Consider the following 17,701-nt stretch of genomic DNA (forward strand, 5'->3'; position numbering starts at 1 on the left):
TGTGAACCAGAACAAACCGAGGAGCGCCGGCCATGGCAATGGATGGCTCACGCATAGTCCAACTCTATGGTCTTGCCCCGGAATACGCGATAGGAAAATCCGGTATAAGCGACGATGACGGGCAGCGTGAGGCACACGCCGATCAGGATGATCTTGAGCGAATCCGGGCTGCTGGCAGCCTCCCATACCGTGAGCCTGTCGATCACCACGAAGGGGTAGATGCTGTAGCTGAGGCCGAGAAAGCTCAGGAGGAAGACCAGCACGAGCAAAGCAAACGGTAGCCAGCAGAGGGAGCCGCGCACGGCGGGGGAGCCAAGCAGCGCACGCACGGTCACCAGCGCGATTCCTGCCGTCATCGGAATCGACACGACGGCGATGATTGCCGGCAAGGTAAACCACCGTATGCGGACCGTTTCGCTGATCCAGGGCGTTGCCATCGAAATCAGAATCAGGCCGATGACCATCGGCGGCCAAGCAATCTTGCTCCACTCGATCGCCTTGTCCTGCAGCGGGCCATCCGTCTTCATCACGAGCCAAGTGGCGCCGAGCAACGCGTAGGCCATTGGCAGCGCGACGGCGATGGCGCCCGCGAAGATCGGATAGTTCCACCCCTCTCCAAAGCCGCTGACATAGCGGCCGAGCATCCAGCCCTGACAGACCGACGCAAGCATCGAGCCGGCAATGAACAGACGGTCCCACATTCCCTTGCGGCTCGCCTTCGCCTTGACCCTGAAATCGAAGGCTGCGCCGCGCAAGATCAGGCCGACCAGCATGAGCGTGGTCGGCAGGTACAGTTCCGACAGCACCAGCCCGTGCGCCTTGGGGAAGGCAATCAGGAGAAGACCAACGCCAAGCACGAGCCAAGTCTCGTTGGCGTCCCAGAACGGACCGATCGACGCGACCATCGTATCCCGCTCCTCGGGCGTCGCCCGGTGCATCAGCATGCCGACGCCGAGATCGTATCCGTCGCTCACGACGTAGACGAGCAGCGACACGCCCATGAGCCCGATGAAGATCAGCGGCAGCAGTTCGTCGAATGACATCGAGGTCACGCGAATTCTCCCTCGCGCTGATACGGCTTTGGTTCCCCCGGCGCGGCGGTCGACGCACTTGCGTACGGCTTCTTATCGGCGGTCTCGGCCAGGTATTTGAGCACGCCGATATAGGCCGCGAGCAGCGCCAGGTAGAGCGCGACATAAACGGAGAAGGTCACCGCGATGCTCGACGCAGGCACCCGCGATGCGACCTCAGCGGTTCGAACCAGACCGGACACGATGAAGGGCTGGCGGCCGATTTCCGTGACGTACCATCCGGCAATGGTCGCCACCCAGCCCGCAAAGGTCATGACCGCGAATATCCCGAGCATCGGTCGCGGCATTTTGGCAAAATCCCAGCCGTCGCGCCAATGCCACCACAGCCCGACCCAGCTGACGAGAAGCATCAGGATGCCGGTGCCCACCATGATCCGAAACGACCAGAACACCGGCAGGACCGGCGGATGAGCCGAGGGAAACTCGTTCAGCCCCTTGAGCTCCCCGTCTGGATCGTGCCGCAGAATCAGGCTGGCGAGCTTCGGCACCGCCAGCTCGAAATGGTTCATTCTCGCCGCGTCATCCGGGATGGCGAACAGCAGGAGCGGCGCGCCGCGCGTGGTTTCCCAAATGCCCTCGACCGCAGCGATCTTTTGCGGTTGATGCTTCAGTGTATTGAGCCCGTGGAAGTCCCCCGCCACCATCTGTGCGGGCGCGGCCAGCGCGGCCAGGATGAGCCCGGTCCGCAACACGCGCGGCGCAGTGTCCATGGCAACGCCTTTCAGGAGCTGCCAGGCGCTGACTCCCATCAGCAGGAACGCACAGGTCAGCGCGGACGCGAGGATCATATGGACCAAGCGATACGGGAAGGATGGATTGAAGACGATCTCCAACCAATTGCGCGCGTGAAACTGACCTCCCACGATCTCGTATCCGGCAGGCGTCTGCATCCATGAATTGAGCGCGAGAATCCAGAAGGCGCTCATCAACGTGCCGAAGGCGACGAGGACCGTCGCTCCCAGGTGAACCATCTCGCCGACACGGCGATGGCCGAACAGCATGACGCCCAGAAAGCCCGCTTCCAGGAAAAAGGCGGTCAGCACCTCATAACCGAGCAGCGGGCCGGCGATGTTGCCGACGCGCTCCATGTAACCAGGCCAGTTGGTACCGAACTGGAAGCTCATCGTGACGCCGCTGACGACGCCAAGCGCGAACGTCAGGGCGAACACCTTCGTCCATTGACGGTAAGCGCGAAGCCACTCGAGCTTATGCTGCGGATCGGCCGCGCGCAGGTGCTTGAACCTGAAGAACAGCAGCACCCAGCCCAGCGCGATCGAAATCGATGGGAACAGAATATGGAACGTGATGTTGGCGGCGAACTGCATCCGCGCAAGGAACACGGCGTCCATCAACATTCCTCCAGCTCCACGCAACCCTGCGTGGCCATCGTCAATGCAGCTTCACATGCGGCTCGGTGCGCCGGGTGATCAGCCGGGCCAGCGTGTCGAGCGCTACCTTGACCCAACCGTGCAGCGCGTGTTCGTGCATCTTGTAGAGCGACAGGTACATCATCCGCGCGAACATGCCTTCGAACACGAGGCTGCCGCCGACGAGTGCGCCCATCATCGATCCTACCGTGCTGAACTCACCGAGCGATACCAGTGAGCCGAAATCGCGATAGCGATAATCCTTCAGCGGCTCGCCCCGAAGATGACGCGGGATCTGCGAGTAGAGGTGGGACGCCTGCTGATGCGCCGCCTGCGCGCGCGGCGGGACGTTGCCGCGCTCGCCCCATGAGCAGGCAGAGCAATCGCCGATGGCAAAAATGCCGTCGTCGCGCGTCGTCTGCAATGTCGGCCGGACCACCAGCTGATTGATGCGATTGGTCTCGAGGCCGGCGATATCCTTCAGGAAGTCGGGCGCCTTGACCCCGGCCGCCCAGACGATCAGTTCGGCGGGGATCGTCCGGCCGTCTGTCAGGCTCACGCGGTCGGAACCAACCTCGGAGACTTTGGCAGCGGTCAGCACATTGACCCCGAGCCTGGCGAGCAGCTTCTCCGTCTCCTTCGAGACCCGTTCGGGCAGCGCGGGAAGCACCCGATCGGCGGCTTCGATCAAGGTGATCCTGATGTCTTTTTGCGGGTCGACCTGGTCGAGGCCATATGCCACCACCTCGCGCGTCGTCCTGTGGAGTTCCGCCGCCAGCTCGACACCGGTGGCCCCCGCACCGATGATCGCGACCTTCAACTGGTGCGCTCCCAACGGCGCTGATTGAGCATGGGCGCGGATGCAGGCGTTGACCATGCGCTCGTGGAACCGCTTCGCATCGAACTGCGATTCCAGCTTGATCGCATGATCGGCGACACCGGGCGTGCCAAAATCGTTGTTCTGGCTTCCAACCGCGACGACAAGGACGTCATAGTCGAACAGCCGTTTCGGAGTGACCTCCCGGCCTTCGGAATCGAGATAGGGCGCGACCAGCACCTGGCGCTTGTCCCGGTCGATCCCGATCATCTCTCCGATGCGATAGCGGAAGCCGTGCCAATAGGACTGCGCGAGATAGTCGACCTCGTGGGTCGAGATATCCATGCTGCCGGCGGCGATCTCATGCAGCTTCGGCTTCCACACATGGGTACGGTTTCGTTCGATCAACGTGACGTCAAGCTTGCCCTTGCGTCCGAATCTGTCGCCAAGGCGGGTCGCAAGCTCCAATCCGCCGGCTCCACCTCCGACAATCACAATCCGGGGAATTCCCCATTGCGGCTTACCCATGATGGCCTCGACCAGTCGCGCCTCACACTCCGCCCCAGCACGTCCTCCTGGTCACGCCCGGTCCGACACCGCATCCGCCACCGCGACCGCCGCCATATTCACGATCCGCCGAACGGTGGACGATGGAGTGAGAATGTGCGCCGGCTTCGCCGCGCCGAGCAGGATGCCGCCCACCGTCAGTCCCTGCCCCGCCGCCATCCTGAGCAAATTGTAGGAGATGTTGGCGGCGTCGAGATTCGGCATCACCAGCACGTTCGCCGGACCCTCGAAACCGGAATCCGGAAACTCGTGGCGCAGCACCGATGGCGACAGCGCAGCGTCGCCGCGCATCTCGCCTTCGACCGCGAGATCAGGCGACCGCTGCAGAATGATCGCCCGCGCCTCGCGCATCTTGTGCGCGTCAGGGACTGCGGAACTTCCGAAGCTGGAATGCGACAGCAACGCCACCCGGGGGGTAATGCCAAATCGGCTCACCTCCGCCGCGGCCATCAGCGCGATGTCGGCAACCTGTTCGGCGGTCGGGTTGAGATTGCAGTGGGTATCGCAGATGAACAGCTGATGCTGCTGCAGGATGAGCATCTGCATCACGGCGAGCGTGCGCAGGCCGTCGCGCGTGCCGATCACGGTGCGGATCGCGGCCAGATGGTCGGACGTCCTGCCGATGACCCCGCACAGCATCGCATCGCCGAGCCCCCTTTCGAGCAGGATCGAGGCGAGCACGGTGGCGTTGCTGCGGGTCTCCGAAAGCGCCAACGCAGCTGACACACCGTCACGCTTCCTGCGCCCGTGGTAGACATCCGCACATTGAGAATAGACTTCGGAATCGTGCGGATCGATGATGTCGCAGTCGCTGCCTGGCCTGAGACGAAGACCGAATGACTTGATCCGCTCCTCGATGATCGATGGCCGACCGACCAGCAACGGCTTTGCGATCCGCTCGTCGACGACCACCTGTGCGGCGCGCAACACGCGCTCGTCTTCGCCCTCGGCCAGAAGCAGCGACTTGCCGCTTCCTTTCGCCACCGAGAACACCGGCTGCATCGCGTTGCCGGAATGATAGACGAACCGGCTCAGCTGCTGGCGATAGGCCTCCATGTCCGCGATCGGACGCCGGGCGACGCCACTGTCCGCCGCAGCCTTGGCAACTGCGGGCGCTACGACCTCGATCAGCCGCGGGTCGAGCGGCTTTGGAATGAGATAGTTGCGGCCAAAGCGAAGTTCCTCTCCCTTGTAGGCCACAGCGACCACCTCGGGCACTTCGGCCATGGCCAGATCCGCCAGCGCGCGCACCGTCGCGAGCTTCATCTCCTCGTTGATCGTCGTCGCTCCGCAGTCGAGCGCGCCCCTGAAGATGAACGGAAAACAGAGAACGTTGTTGATTTGGTTGGGATAGTCCGACCGTCCCGTGCCGATGATCGCATCCGGACGAACCGCCAGTGCATCTTCCGGCATGATTTCCGGAATCGGGTTGGCCATAGCAAAGATCAGCGGATCCCGCGCCATCCGCTTCACCATGTCCTGCGTCAGCACCTTGCCTGCCGACAGGCCGAGAAAGACATCGGCGTCCTGGATGATGTTGTCGAGCTTTCGCGCCTCGGTTCTCACCGCGTAGCGCGCCTTGTTGTCGTCCATGCCCTCCGTGCGACCGGCATAGACGACGCCCTTCGCGTCCGTGACGATGATCCGGTTCTGCGGCAGGCCGAGGCTGACGATGAGATCGAGACACGCCAGCGCGGCGGCCCCGGCGCCGGAGCACACCAGCTTGACGTCGGCGATATCCTTCTTGACCAGCTTCAGTCCGTTGAGGATGGCCGCCGCGGCGATGATCGCGGTGCCGTGCTGGTCATCGTGAAAGACCGGAATCTTCATGCGTTTGCGGAGCTGCTGCTCGATATAGAAGCATTCCGGCGCCTTGATGTCCTCCAGGTTGATGCCGCCGAAGGTCGGCTCCATCCTGGCGATGGTGTCGATCAAAGCGTCCGGATTCTCCTCGGCGAGCTCGATGTCGAAGACATCGATGCCGGCGAACTTCTTGAATAGGCACGCCTTGCCTTCCATGACGGGCTTGCCTGCCAGAGCGCCGATATTGCCGAGTCCAAGCACAGCGGTGCCGTTGGTGACAACGGCCACCAGGTTGCTGCGGGCGGTCAGCTGATCCGCCTGCAAAGGGTCTTTGGCGATGACAAGACAGGGCTCCGCCACGCCAGGTGAATAGGCCAGCGACAGATCGCGTTGCGTCGCCATCGCCGTGGTCGGCACGACGGAGATCTTCCCCGGCCTCGGCAAGCGATGATACTCGAGCGCAGCTTCCCTCAGATCCTGGTCCATCCTATTCCCCGTTCTTACGCTTGTTCGATGGGCGATACGCCCCTGTTGCCTTTTCGACTGTCGAGCTCAGGTGCTTCCGCCACGCGCCCGCATTGCAGCTATTCCCTCTTCGAAACGCCGCCGCAATATCTCGACCGTCTGCTTCTGTTGCTCGGTCGCGGTCTCGGCGAGTTGACGCATGTTGGCGAGCGCCGTCTCGAATCCCTGTCGGGCGAGCTCGGCGCGCCTTCCCGCCACCGCCTCGTTGCCCGCCTCGGCGGCGATCGCCGTCATCGTTTCCCGGAAAACCTCTGCCTGTCGCGCCATCAGGTTTCGCCAGCTCTCATAGGCCGAGCGGTTGACCTCGATCAGGGCATCGACGTTCTTCTTCTCCGTCTCGAGCAGCGCCTTCATATCGACGCCACTGATCTGGCAGGATTCGATGAGCTTGGTGAGATCGAGCTCCGGGAGGGTCCAGTCGGTGGAGCCATCCTTCGGTTTGCTGTCGGACATTTCCCTCTCCTTCATTGGTCGTTACTGCTCAGCTCGAGCGGGCGGGATCGGCGCAGGTCGTCCCTCGGCATCCAGCGCTACGAAGGTGAAGATTCCCTCCGTCACCTTCACACGCTCACCCAGGCGCTTGCGCAGCGCCCAGGCTTCCAAGCGGACCGCCAGCGACGTGCGCCCGATACGCTCGGGCGATGCGTAGACGCACAGGACATCCCCGACATGGACCGGCTTTATGAAATGCATCGCCTCGATCGCCACCGTGGCGACGCGGCCCTGCGCGCGCTGTCCGGCATGGATGCCGCCCGCGATATCCATCTGCGAGAGCACCCAGCCGCCGAAGATATCGCCGCTCGGATTTGCATCCGCCGGCATGGCGAGCGTTCGCGTCGTGAGGTCCCCTCGTGGATGCATCGGCATCGCGGTCGCTCACGCCATGTGCTGGCCGCCATTCGCCGAAATCGTCGAGCCGGTGATGAAACCGGCGTCATCGGACGCCAGAAACACGACCGCGCGCGCGATCTCATGCGGCTCGCCCAGGCGCCCGACCGGGATTTGCGGCAGGATGTTCTTGGCCACCACCTCCGGGTTGATGGCCTTGACCATCTCGGTGGCGATATAGCCGGGGCAGATCGTATTGACGGTGATGCCGGCGCGCGCGCCTTCCTGCGCCAATGCCTTGACGAAGCCGATGTCCCCCGCCTTGGCGGCGGAGTAGTTGACCTGCCCCATCTGCCCCTTCTGGCCGTTGATCGAAGAGATGCAGATTACGCGGCCGAACTTGCGCTCGCGCATGCCCTCCCAGACCGGCCGCGTCATGTTGAACAGCGAGTTTAGGTTGGTGTTGATGACGGCGTACCATTGCTCCGGCGTCATCTTGTGGAACATGCCATCCTTGGTGATCCCGGCGTTGTTGACCAGCACCTCCACCGGTCCGAGATCCGCTTCAACCTGTTTCAGGCCGGCGGCGCAGGCCTCATAACTCGACACGTCCCATTTGTAGACGTTGATGCCGGTTTCGCTCTTGAATTTGGCGGCGGCCTCGTCATTGCCTGCATAGCTTGCCGCCACCTTGTAGCCGGCCGCCTTGAGTGCAACCGAGATTGCTTCACCTATGCCGCGCGTTCCGCCGCTCACCACTGCAACCCTGGACATGTTCCTCTCCTGATTGGTTCGTCTTCGTCTTTTGGTCCCTCGACTCTCGCGAGCCCTCGTCCCTTGCGGACGGCGACTGCCGTCCGCGCCACATTTGCCCCTCAAGCCCGGCCTAACGTTCGACGGTCAGGGCGACGCCCATGCCGCCGCCGATGCACAGCGTGGCAAGGCCCTTCCTGGCGTTGCGCTTCTGCATCTCGAACAGCAGCGTCGTCAGCACACGCGCACCGGAGGCGCCGATCGGATGACCGATGGCGATCGCGCCGCCGTTGACGTTCACGATCGACGGATCCCAACCCATGTCCTTGTTGACGGCGATCGCCTGCGCCGCAAAAGCTTCATTGGCCTCGACCAGGTCGAGATCCCTGACTTTCCAACCGGCCTTCTCGAGCGCTTTCCGGGAAGCAGGAATCGGCCCCGATCCCATCAGGGCGGGATCGACGCCTGCGGTGGCCCACGACACGATCTTTGCGAGCGGGGCGAGACCGCGGTTCCTGGCGTCATCCGCGGTCATCAACACCAGGGCGGCCGCGCCGTCGTTGATGCCGGAGGCGTTGCCGGCGGTCACGCTGCCTTCCTTGTTGAAGGCGGGCTTCAGCTTGGCAAGTGCTTCCAGCGTGGTGCCGGCACGGATGTATTCGTCCTCGTCGACGACGACGTCACCCTTTCTCGTCTTGACGGTGAGAGGAACGATCTCGTCCCTGAACCGACCGGCCTTCTGCGCATCCTCGGCCTTGTTCTGCGAGGCGGTCGCGAACGCGTCCTGTTCTTCCCGGGTGATCTGCCACTTGGCGGCGATGTTCTCGGCAGTGACGCCCATGTGATAGCCGTGGAAAGCATCCATCAGACCATCCTTCAGCATGGAGTCGACGAACTTCACGTCGCCCATCTTGGTGCCGTTGCGCAGGTGCGACAGGTGCGGCGCCATCGACATGGACTCCATGCCGCCGGCAACGATGACCTTGGCGTCGCCGTTGGCGATCTGCTGCAGGCCGATCGCGACCGAGCGCAGGCCTGAGCCGCAGAGCTGGTTCATGCCCCAGGCCGTCTTCTCCTGCGGAATGCCGGCTGCCATCGCAGCCTGCCGCGCCGGATTCTGCCCCTCGCCCCCGGCGAGCACCTGCCCGAGAATGACCTCGTCGACCTCTTCAGGTGCGATTTTGGCGCGCTCGAGAGCGCCCTTGATCGCGACCGCCCCGAGCTCATGGGCGGTCAGCGAGCCGAACGCTCCGTTGAAGGAACCAACCGGCGTTCGCGCGGCGGAAACAATCACTACTTCAGTCATGATCAACTCCTCGTTTGACCTTCGCATCACCCTCTGCCGTCTTCACGGTCAAGCGACGACCGGCCGGGGAACGCCTGCTTCGATCTCATCATCCGCAATCTTCACGGACTCCGGGTCATCAGCTTCGCGATCGCTCTCCTCGTTCAGGCGTCGATGGAGCATTTTTTCATCCAACGCCCCTTCCCATTTGGCGACGACGACTGTCGCAACGCCGTTTCCAATGAGGTTGGTAAGCGCCCGCGCTTCGGACATGAAGCGGTCGATGCCAAGGATCAAGGCGATGCTCGCGACCGGGATCGTCCCCACGGAGGCAAGTGTCGCGGCCAGAACGATGAAGCCGGATCCCGTGACGCCAGCGGCGCCTTTGGACGTAAGGAGCAGAACGCCAATGATGCCGAGCTCTTGCCAGATCGTCAGGGGTGTATTGGTCGCTTGCGCCAGGAAGATCGCGGCCATCGTCAGGTAAATACAAGTGCCGTCGAGATTGAACGAGTAACCGGTCGGAATGACCAAGCCGACGACCGACTTTTCGCAGCCAAGGTTTTCGGTCTTGGCGATCATGCGCGGCAGCACCGATTCCGACGACGACGTGCCGAGCACGATCAGAAGCTCTTCCTTGATATATCGGATGAACTTGAAGATTGAGAAACCGCTAAGGGCCGCAACAGCACCGAGCACGACAAAGATGAACAGCAAGCATGTTACGTAGAACGCCAGCATGAAGTTTGCCAACGAGACCAGCGTCGCCACGCCGTACTTGCCGATCGTGAACGCCATTGCGCCGAACGCTCCGATCGGCGCGACTTTCATGATGTAACCCACGATCTTGAAGAACACGTGGCTTACGACATCGATCAGCCGCAGCACGCCCTCACCGTGCTGACCGAGCGCTTGCAAGCCGAAAGCAAACAGGATCGCAAAGAACAACACTTGCAGAATTTCCCCATTGGCAAAGGCACCGACGACCGTCGAGGGGATAATGTCCATCAGAAACTGGACCGTGCCCTGCTCCTTCGCTTTCGCCGTGAAGGCCGCGATCGATTTGGTATCGACGGTCGACAGGTCGACGTTCATGCCTGTGCCGGGCTTCCACAGATTGATGACGATAAGCCCGATGATCAGCGCCGCCGTCGTCAGAACTTCGAAATAGATCAGTGCTTTCAAGCCCACACGTCCGACCTTCTTCATATCGCGCATGCTGGCAATACCATGCACGACCGTGAAGAAGATGATCGGCGCAATGATCATCTTGATGCACTTGATGAACGCATCGCCGAGCGGCTTCATCTGCTCGCCGAGATGAGGATAAAAATGGCCCAGTAGTATGCCGCATGTGATTGCGGCCAGAACCTGCACGTAGAGGTGCTGGTACCACTTTGCGGAATGGTGACCATCCGTCATTGCTGCCGTCGTTGCCATGTTCCATTGCTCCCTAAGCTTTTTTCTCAGTCCGAATGCGCAACGCCAGGCGTAACCTTGCTGCGGTACCAACTGACCGCACCGCCATGCAGCGGAATGAAATTATTGCGCGTGATGTTCGAGGGAATGGTTTCCGCCGCCGCCGGATGAAACTCGATCATCCGCTCGTTATTGGCGAACACGGTGTCGACGATGGCCGTAACCAGATCGTCCGGAAGAGCCCTGTGAGCCACGGCAAAATTGAACAGACCGACCGTATCGTAACGGCGCCGCAAGGTAGGATACGAGCCCGCGGCGACAACGGATGCGGAGAGCTCCGGCATCGTCAGGCGCAGCATTGCGATCTCCTGCCGCGTGAGAGGCAGGTAGCGCACCTTCGCCTTTCGCTCGATATCGATAAACATCGGTACCGGTACGCCGGCGGCAACCACGAGCGCATCGATGCCTCGCGCCAACGACTTCTCCGCAAGCTCCGACCAATCGCCGTGGACGAGGGTGGCCTCGATCTTAAGCGCCTTCAGGAACTCGGGAAGGTAGGCAGCGGTGGTGCCGCCTTCGGGCCCGACGCCGATGCGTTTGCCGGCGAACTCGGCAAACGATTGAATCGGCGAGTCACCGAGAACTTGAAACTGGAACGGCGTATCGTACATTGCGAACATCGCGCGCATGTTTCGGTACTGCCGCCCATCGGTCCAGGCAGCACTGGCGTTCCAGGCTTGCAACGCCAATCCATGTGTGACGAAGGCCAATTGAATTTCACCGGTCTCAAGCAGCTTGATATTCTCAACCGGGCCGCCAGTTGATCGCGCAACCACCGCGATGCCGAGCTCTCGCGAGAGCAATCGCGCCAGCCCTTCGCCATAGGCGTAATAAGTGCCGCCTTCCGACGCGGTGCCGAGCGTGAGCACCTGGGGCCAATGCGCCTCCGCCGCCGACGCCAACCTGGGCGGAAGCAGAACAAAGGCTAGAAGGACAAGAACTCGCCACGCTCTTGAAACCATGACAGTCTCCTTCACCTCAGCCCTCGCATTGCCCGTACGACGCTTGCATCACTACTACTTCTTCTGTGGCGGCAGATCGGTGCAGTGGCCTTCGAAAACCTCTGCAGCCATGCCGATTGACTCGCCGAGCGTGGGATGCGGATGAATGGTCTTGCCGATATCGACCGGCTCGCACCCCATCTCGACGGCAAGGCAGATTTCGCTGATGAGATCGCCTGCGTGCGTTCCGACGATTCCGCCGCCGATGACACGGTGAGTCGCTGTATCGAACAGAAGCTTCGTAAACCCCTCGTCGCGGCCGTTGGCGATAGCGCGACCGGATGCCGCCCAGGGAAACACCGACTTGCCGAACTTGATGCCCTCGGCCTTGCACTGCTCTTCCGTCTTGCCGGCCCAGGCGACTTCGGGATCGGTGTAGGCGACGGACGGAATCTGCCGCGCGTCGAAATACGACTTCTCGCCGTGCGCGACCTCCGCGGCGACATGGCCTTCATGCACCGCCTTGTGGGCGAGCATCGGCTGTCCCACGATGTCTCCGATCGCATGGATGTGCGCCACGTTGGTCCGCATCTGGCGGTCGACATCGATGAAGCCACGATCGGTCACTGCGATACCAGCCTTCTCGGCGCCGATATTCTTGCCGTTCGGGCTCCGGCCGACCGCCACCAGAACGAGGTCATAGAGTTGCGGCCCAGCAGGCGCCTGCTCGCCCTCGAAGCGCACTTCGATGCCGGCTTCGGTTGCTTTTGCGCCCACGGTCTTGGTCTTCAGCATCACCTTGTCGAAGCGGCGGGCGTTCATCTTCTCCCAAACCTTGACCAGGTCACGGTCGGCGCCCTGCATCAGCCCGTCGAGCATTTCGACGACGTCGATGCGCGCGCCCAGCGTCGAATAGACCGTCGCCATCTCGAGCCCGATGATGCCGCCGCCGATCACCAGCATGCGCTTGGGGATCGATTTGAGAAGCAATGCGCCGGTTGAATCGACGATTCGCGGATCTTCGGGGAGGAAGGGCAGCTTCACGGCCTGGCTGCCCGCGGCGATGATGGCCTTGGCGAATTTGACTGTCTTCTTGCCGGTCGCCGAGACGACTTCGAGATGATGCGGATCGAGGAAGGCGCCGACGCCGGTCACCACCTCGACCTTGCGGGCCTTTGCCATGCCGGCCAAGCCGCCGGTCAGCTTCTTGATGACGTCGTCCTTGAATGCGCGCAGCTTGTCGAGATCGACCTGCGGCGCGCCAAAGCTGACGCCATGGTCCGGGAGATGCTTGACCTCGTCGATCACGGACGCCGTGTGCAGCAGCGCCTTGCTCGGGATGCAGCCGACGTTGAGACAGACGCCGCCGAGCGTGTCGTAACGCTCGACCAGCACGGTCTTCATGCCGAGATCGGCGGCGCGGAAAGCGGCCGAATAGCCGCCAGGACCGGCACCCAGCACCAGCATGTCGCATTCGAGGTCCGGCTTGCTGGAATGGGACGCGGCGACGGGCGCAACGGGTGGCGTCGCGGCGGCCGACGGCAATGCCGGTGCGGGCGCGGCTGCTGCCGCGGCTCCCGTCGTCTCCAGCATGAGGATGACAGATCCCTCGCTAACCTTGTCGCCAACCTTGACCTTCACTTCCTTGACGATGCCGGCGTGCGAGGACGGGATCTCCATCGATGCCTTGTCGGACTCGACCATGATGAGGCTGGTGTCGACCGCGACTGTTTCGCAGGCCTTCACCATCACCTCGATGACGGCGACGTCCTTGAAGTCGCCGATGTCAGGAACCTTGACTTCGATCTGAGCCATACTGCGCTCCCCAAGCTCAGAACAACACGCGCCGAAGATCGGCGAGCACATTGGCGAAGTAGACATTGAAACGCGCGGCCGCCGCACCGTCGATGACGCGGTGGTCCCAGGACAGCGACAGCGGCAAGGTCAGGCGAGACGTCCAGGTCTTGCCGTCCGCCGAATGCTGCTTCCAGTAGCCCTTGCAAACGCCCATGATCGCGACCTCGGGCGCGTTGATGATCGGCGTGAAATAGATGCCGCCGATGCCGCCGAGCGAGGAGATCGAGAAGGTACCGCCCTGCATCTGGTCCGGCTTGATCTTGCCCTCGCGCGCCAGCTTGGCGAGCGCGTTCATCTCGTTGGCAATGTCCGGTATCGACTTCTTGTCGGCATCGCGGATGACAGGGACCATCAGGCCGTTCGGCGTGTCCGCGGCAAACCCGATGTGCCAGTAGTTCTTGTAGACGAGCGTGTCGCCGTCGAGGCTGGCATTGAATTCCGGAAACTTCTTCAGCGCCGCGACGGCCGCCTTCACCATGAACGGCAGCAGCGAAAGCTTGACGCCGCTCTTCTCCAGCTCCTTGTTCATCTTCACCCGGAACTGTTCGAGCTCGGTGATGTCGGCCTCGTCATGGGTGGTGACGTGCGGGATGACGACCCAGTTGCGATGCAGATTGGCCGCTGAAATCTTCTTGATGCGGCCGAGCTCCTTCCGTTCGACCGGGCCGAACTTCGCAAAATCGATCTTGGGCCAAGGCAACAGATCGATGCCGCCCACGCCGCTTCCGCCTGCGGCCGCGGCCTGCGGCTTGGCGGGCGCAGCGCCGCCTCTGGCGAAGGCCTCGACGTCTTCGCGCTGAACGCGGCCGTGATTGCCTGTTCCCTTGACCTTGCCGAGATCGACGCCGAGTTCTCGCGACAGCTTGCGCACTGCGGGGCCTGCATAGGCGAGCGCAAAGGCCTTCTCGTCCGCCGCACCGGACTGCGCCGCGGCGGCCGCGGCAGGTGCCGCCGACGCAGGTGTCGGCGCAGCAGCTGCCGGCGCGGCCGGCGCCCCCTCGCCGGTCGCGAGCACGAGGATGACCGCGCCCTCGCTGACCTTGTCGCCGATCTTCAGCTTGATCTCGCGCACGGTACCCGAGAGCGGGGCCGGCACTTCCATCGTCGCCTTGTCGGACTCGAGCGCAATTAGCGGATCCTCTGCCTTCACGCTGTCGCCGGGCTTTACGAAGATCTCGATGACCGGAACGTCCTTGAAGTCGCCGATATCGGGGACGCGCACCTCTGCGACGCCAGCCGGCGCACTGACCGGCGACGGCGGAGCGCTGACGACCGGCCGCGCCTCGGCCTGCTCGGCGCCCGCGCCTACGAATTGCACGATCACCGTGCCTTCGCTCACCTTGTCGCCGACCTTGACGACAACCGACTTCACGACGCCTTCACGCGGCGACGGCACCTCCATGGTCGCTTTGTCGGATTCCAGCGCAACCAACGGATCTTCGGCCTTTACCTTGTCTCCTGGCTTGACGAAGATCTCGATCACCGGCACGTCCTTGAAGTCGCCGATGTCGGGAACCTTGATGTCGATCAGACCACTCATCGCTCTGCCCTCGGCTCGCTGTCTCACACGGTCCACGGCGCAGCGCGCCCGACATCGATTTGGTACCTGGCGATGGCTTCCGCGACGACGGATGGCTTGATCGTGCCTTCGTCGGTCAGCGCCTTGAGCGCGGCGACGGCGACGTAGTGCCGGTCGACCTCGAAGAACTTGCGCAGCTTGACGCGATAGTCGCTGCGGCCAAAACCATCGGTGCCGAGCACGACGTAGCGGCGCCCGGCCGCCTGTACATATTCGCGGATCTGGTCGGGGTAGTTGCGCATGTAATCCGTCGACGCCACGACGGGGCCGGGATGCGTTTCCAGCTGCGCTTCGACCCAGCTCTTGCGGCGCGGCTCGGTCGGGTGCAGTAAATTCCACCGCTCCGCGGCCATGCCGTCGCGGCGCAGCTCGTTGAAGCTCGTCGCGCTCCAGACATCCGCCGTGACGCCGAAGTCCGCCTTGAGCAGATCGGCGGCCGCGATCACCTCCCGCAGGATCGTGCCCGAGCCGACGAGCTGGACACGAAGTCCATTCTTCGCCGTCTCGCCGCCGTTCTTGAGGTGATAGAGCCCCTTGAGAATTCCCTCTTCTGCTCCCTTGCCGGCTTCGGCGAGCGAGGGATGCGGATAGTTCTCGTTCATCAGCGTGATGTAGTAGTACACGTCCTCCTGCGCTTCGTACATGCGGCGCATGCCCTCGCGCACGATGGTCACGACCTCATAGGCGAAGGTCGGATCGTAGGAGATGCAGTTCGGAATGGTGCCGGCAAGCACGTGGCTATGGCCGTCCTCGTGCTGCAAGCCTTCGCCATTGAGGGTGGTGCGTCCGGCGGTGCCCCCGAGCAAAAATCCCCGCGCGCGCATGTCGCCGGCGAGCCAGGCGAGGTCGCCGACGCGCTGGAGGCCGAACATTGAATAGTAGATGTAGAACGGAATCATCGGCACGTTGTTCGTCGAGTAGGACGTCGCCGCGACGATCCAGCTCGACATCGCGCCGCCTTCGTTGATGCCCTCCTGCAGAACCTGCCCGGTCTTGTCCTCGCGGTAGTACATCAGCTGGTCGGCGTCCTGGGGACGGTAGAGCTGACCGACCGACGAATAGATGCCGAGCTGGCGGAACATGCCCTCCATGCCGAAGGTCCGGGATTCATCGGGCACGATCGGCACGATGTGTTTGCCGATCGCCTTGTCGCGCACCAGCGTGCCCAGCATCTGCACGAAAGCCATTGTGGTGGAGATCTCGCGCTCGCCGGTGGCGTCGAGCAGCCGCTGGAACGTCGACAAGGGCGGGATCGGCAAGGGCACGGATTTGCGCCGGCGCTGCGGCAGGCTGCCGCCGAGCCTTTCTCGCTGAGCGAGCAGATACTTCATCTCCGGACTGTCTTCCGCGGGGCGGATGAACGGTACCTTGGCCAGGTCATCGTCGCTAACCGGCACCTGGAAGCGGTCACGGAAGCCACGCAACGCATCCTGCGTCATCTTCTTGGCCTGATGCGCGATCATCTGGCCTTCGCCGGACTCGCCCATGCCGTAGCCCTTGACCGTCTTGGGCAGAATGACCGTCGGCTGTCCCTTGTGGTTCACGGCCGCGGTATAGGCGGCGAACACCTTTTCCGGATCGTGACCGCCGCGCGCGAGTTTCCAGATGTCGTCGTCGCTCATGTCGGCGACGAGTTGCTTCAGCTCCTCGTACTTGCCGAAGAAGTGTTCGCGGATATAGGCGCCGCTCTTGCTCTTGAAATCCTGGTACTCGCCGTCGACGCATTCCTCCATGCGCTTCAGCAGCAACCCGCTCTTGTCGTTCGCGAGCAGCCGATCCCAGCCCGATCCCCACAGCACCTTGATGACGTTCCAGCCGGCGCCGCGAAAAACGCTTTCGAGCTCCTGGACGATCTTGCCGTTGCCGCGCACGGGCCCATCGAGCCGCTGCAGGTTGCAGTTGATGACGAAGATGAGATTGTCGAGGTTCTCGCGACCGGCGAGGGAGATCGCGCCGAGCGACTCCGGCTCGTCAGTCTCGCCGTCGCCCATGAAGGCCCAGACCTTGCGGTTGGAAGTCTCGGCCAGTTTGTGGTTCTCGAGGTATTTCAGGAACCGGGCTTGATAGATCGCCATCAGCGGCCCCAGCCCCATCGACACGGTCGGAAACTGCCAGAAATCCGGCATCAACCATGGATGCGGATAGCTCGACAGGCCCTTGCCGCCGGTCTCCTGCCTGAAGCCGAGCAGCTGTTCCTCGCTCAATCGGCCCTCGAGAAAGGCGCGAGCATAGATGCCGGGCGAACAATGGCCTTGCACGAAGATCAGATCGCCTCCGTGCTTCTCCGTCGGCGCGTGCCAGAAATGGCCGAAGCCGATATCGTAGAGCGTGGCGGCGGACTGGAAGCTCGCGATGTGACCGCCGAGCTCCGAGCTCTCCTTGTTGGCGCGCAGCACAATGGCGAGAGCGTTCCATCGAATAAGCGAACGAAGCTTGTGCTCGATGGCGCGGTCGCCCGGCAGCGCTGGCTGTTGATCCAGCGGAATCGTGTTGCAATAGGGCGTCGTCAACGTCTGTTGGATGGCGAGACCGCTGCCACGCGCGGCAGCAATGACTGCGTTGACGACGAATTCGGCGCGTCCACTGCCGCGGTGACCACGGATCGCCGACAGCGCATCCAGCCACTCCCAGGTTTCCTGCGGATCCAGATCGTGCGCGTCCGCGACCGTCATTACTCTCTCCCTTGCATGCCAAGCAGAAGTCAGGCGTCATCGTTCATTGCGCCGCCGCTTCGAGGCGGCAGCGTGCAATGCCACGCAGGCGATATCGCCCGTCGGCCTAGGTTGAAGATGGAGTGCTGGCTGGCATT

At 62.7% G+C, this 17,701-nt stretch carries 13 protein-coding genes; all 13 read right to left on the minus strand.

What is annotated here, in order from left to right:
* Positions 1–47: 47 nt before the first annotated feature.
* A complete protein-coding gene (locus tag ABIA40_RS22340; RefSeq protein ID WP_404546313.1) occupies positions 48–1,043 on the minus strand; it encodes a cytochrome d ubiquinol oxidase subunit II in 996 nt (331 codons plus the stop codon).
* A gap of 5 nt (positions 1,044–1,048) precedes the next feature.
* A complete protein-coding gene (locus ABIA40_RS22345) occupies positions 1,049–2,440 on the minus strand; it encodes a cytochrome ubiquinol oxidase subunit I (RefSeq protein ID WP_404546314.1) in 1,392 nt (463 codons plus the stop codon).
* A gap of 40 nt (positions 2,441–2,480) precedes the next feature.
* The gene (locus tag ABIA40_RS22350; protein WP_404543271.1) at positions 2,481–3,803 is read right to left on the minus strand and encodes an NAD(P)/FAD-dependent oxidoreductase; all 1,323 of its coding nucleotides are present in this window, start codon (positions 3,801–3,803) and stop codon (positions 2,481–2,483) included.
* Positions 3,804–3,854: 51 nt separating this feature from the next.
* Positions 3,855–6,131, minus strand: a complete 2,277-nt coding sequence (locus ABIA40_RS22355) for an NADP-dependent malic enzyme (RefSeq protein ID WP_404543272.1) — start codon at positions 6,129–6,131, stop codon at positions 3,855–3,857.
* A 66-nt stretch (positions 6,132–6,197) separates the two neighbouring features.
* Positions 6,198–6,623 (minus strand): TIGR01841 family phasin, encoded by a 426-nt coding sequence (gene phaP, locus ABIA40_RS22360; RefSeq protein WP_404543273.1) that lies wholly within the window; start codon positions 6,621–6,623, stop codon positions 6,198–6,200.
* 21 nt (positions 6,624–6,644) lie between these two features.
* On the minus strand, positions 6,645–6,992 hold the full coding sequence (locus tag ABIA40_RS22365) for an acyl-CoA thioesterase (RefSeq protein WP_404543274.1): 348 nt from the start codon (positions 6,990–6,992) through the stop codon (positions 6,645–6,647).
* A gap of 54 nt (positions 6,993–7,046) precedes the next feature.
* A complete protein-coding gene (gene phbB / locus ABIA40_RS22370) occupies positions 7,047–7,772 on the minus strand; it encodes an acetoacetyl-CoA reductase (RefSeq protein WP_404543276.1) in 726 nt (241 codons plus the stop codon).
* A 112-nt stretch (positions 7,773–7,884) separates the two neighbouring features.
* Complete coding sequence (locus tag ABIA40_RS22375; RefSeq protein ID WP_404543277.1) at positions 7,885–9,057, minus strand: acetyl-CoA C-acetyltransferase; 1,173 nt, start codon at positions 9,055–9,057, stop codon at positions 7,885–7,887.
* A gap of 48 nt (positions 9,058–9,105) precedes the next feature.
* Positions 9,106–10,476, minus strand: a complete 1,371-nt coding sequence (locus ABIA40_RS22380) for a dicarboxylate/amino acid:cation symporter (RefSeq protein WP_276476822.1) — start codon at positions 10,474–10,476, stop codon at positions 9,106–9,108.
* A gap of 26 nt (positions 10,477–10,502) precedes the next feature.
* Positions 10,503–11,477 (minus strand): TAXI family TRAP transporter solute-binding subunit, encoded by a 975-nt coding sequence (locus ABIA40_RS22385; protein ID WP_128262163.1) that lies wholly within the window; start codon positions 11,475–11,477, stop codon positions 10,503–10,505.
* 54 nt (positions 11,478–11,531) lie between these two features.
* Positions 11,532–13,271 carry a dihydrolipoyl dehydrogenase gene (lpdA, locus tag ABIA40_RS22390; protein WP_404546316.1) on the minus strand — a complete coding sequence of 580 codons (1,740 nt, stop codon included), beginning with the start codon at positions 13,269–13,271 and terminating at the stop codon, positions 11,532–11,534.
* Between the two features lie 16 nt (positions 13,272–13,287).
* On the minus strand, positions 13,288–14,853 hold the full coding sequence (locus ABIA40_RS22395) for a dihydrolipoyllysine-residue acetyltransferase (RefSeq protein ID WP_404543278.1): 1,566 nt from the start codon (positions 14,851–14,853) through the stop codon (positions 13,288–13,290).
* A 23-nt stretch (positions 14,854–14,876) separates the two neighbouring features.
* Complete coding sequence (aceE, locus tag ABIA40_RS22400) at positions 14,877–17,564, minus strand: pyruvate dehydrogenase (acetyl-transferring), homodimeric type (protein WP_404543279.1); 2,688 nt, start codon at positions 17,562–17,564, stop codon at positions 14,877–14,879.
* Positions 17,565–17,701: the final 137 nt, after the last annotated feature.

It is taken from the genome of Bradyrhizobium sp. USDA 223, from assembly GCF_044909005.1.
GTDB classification, from domain to species: Bacteria; Pseudomonadota; Alphaproteobacteria; order Rhizobiales; family Xanthobacteraceae; genus Bradyrhizobium; species Bradyrhizobium yuanmingense.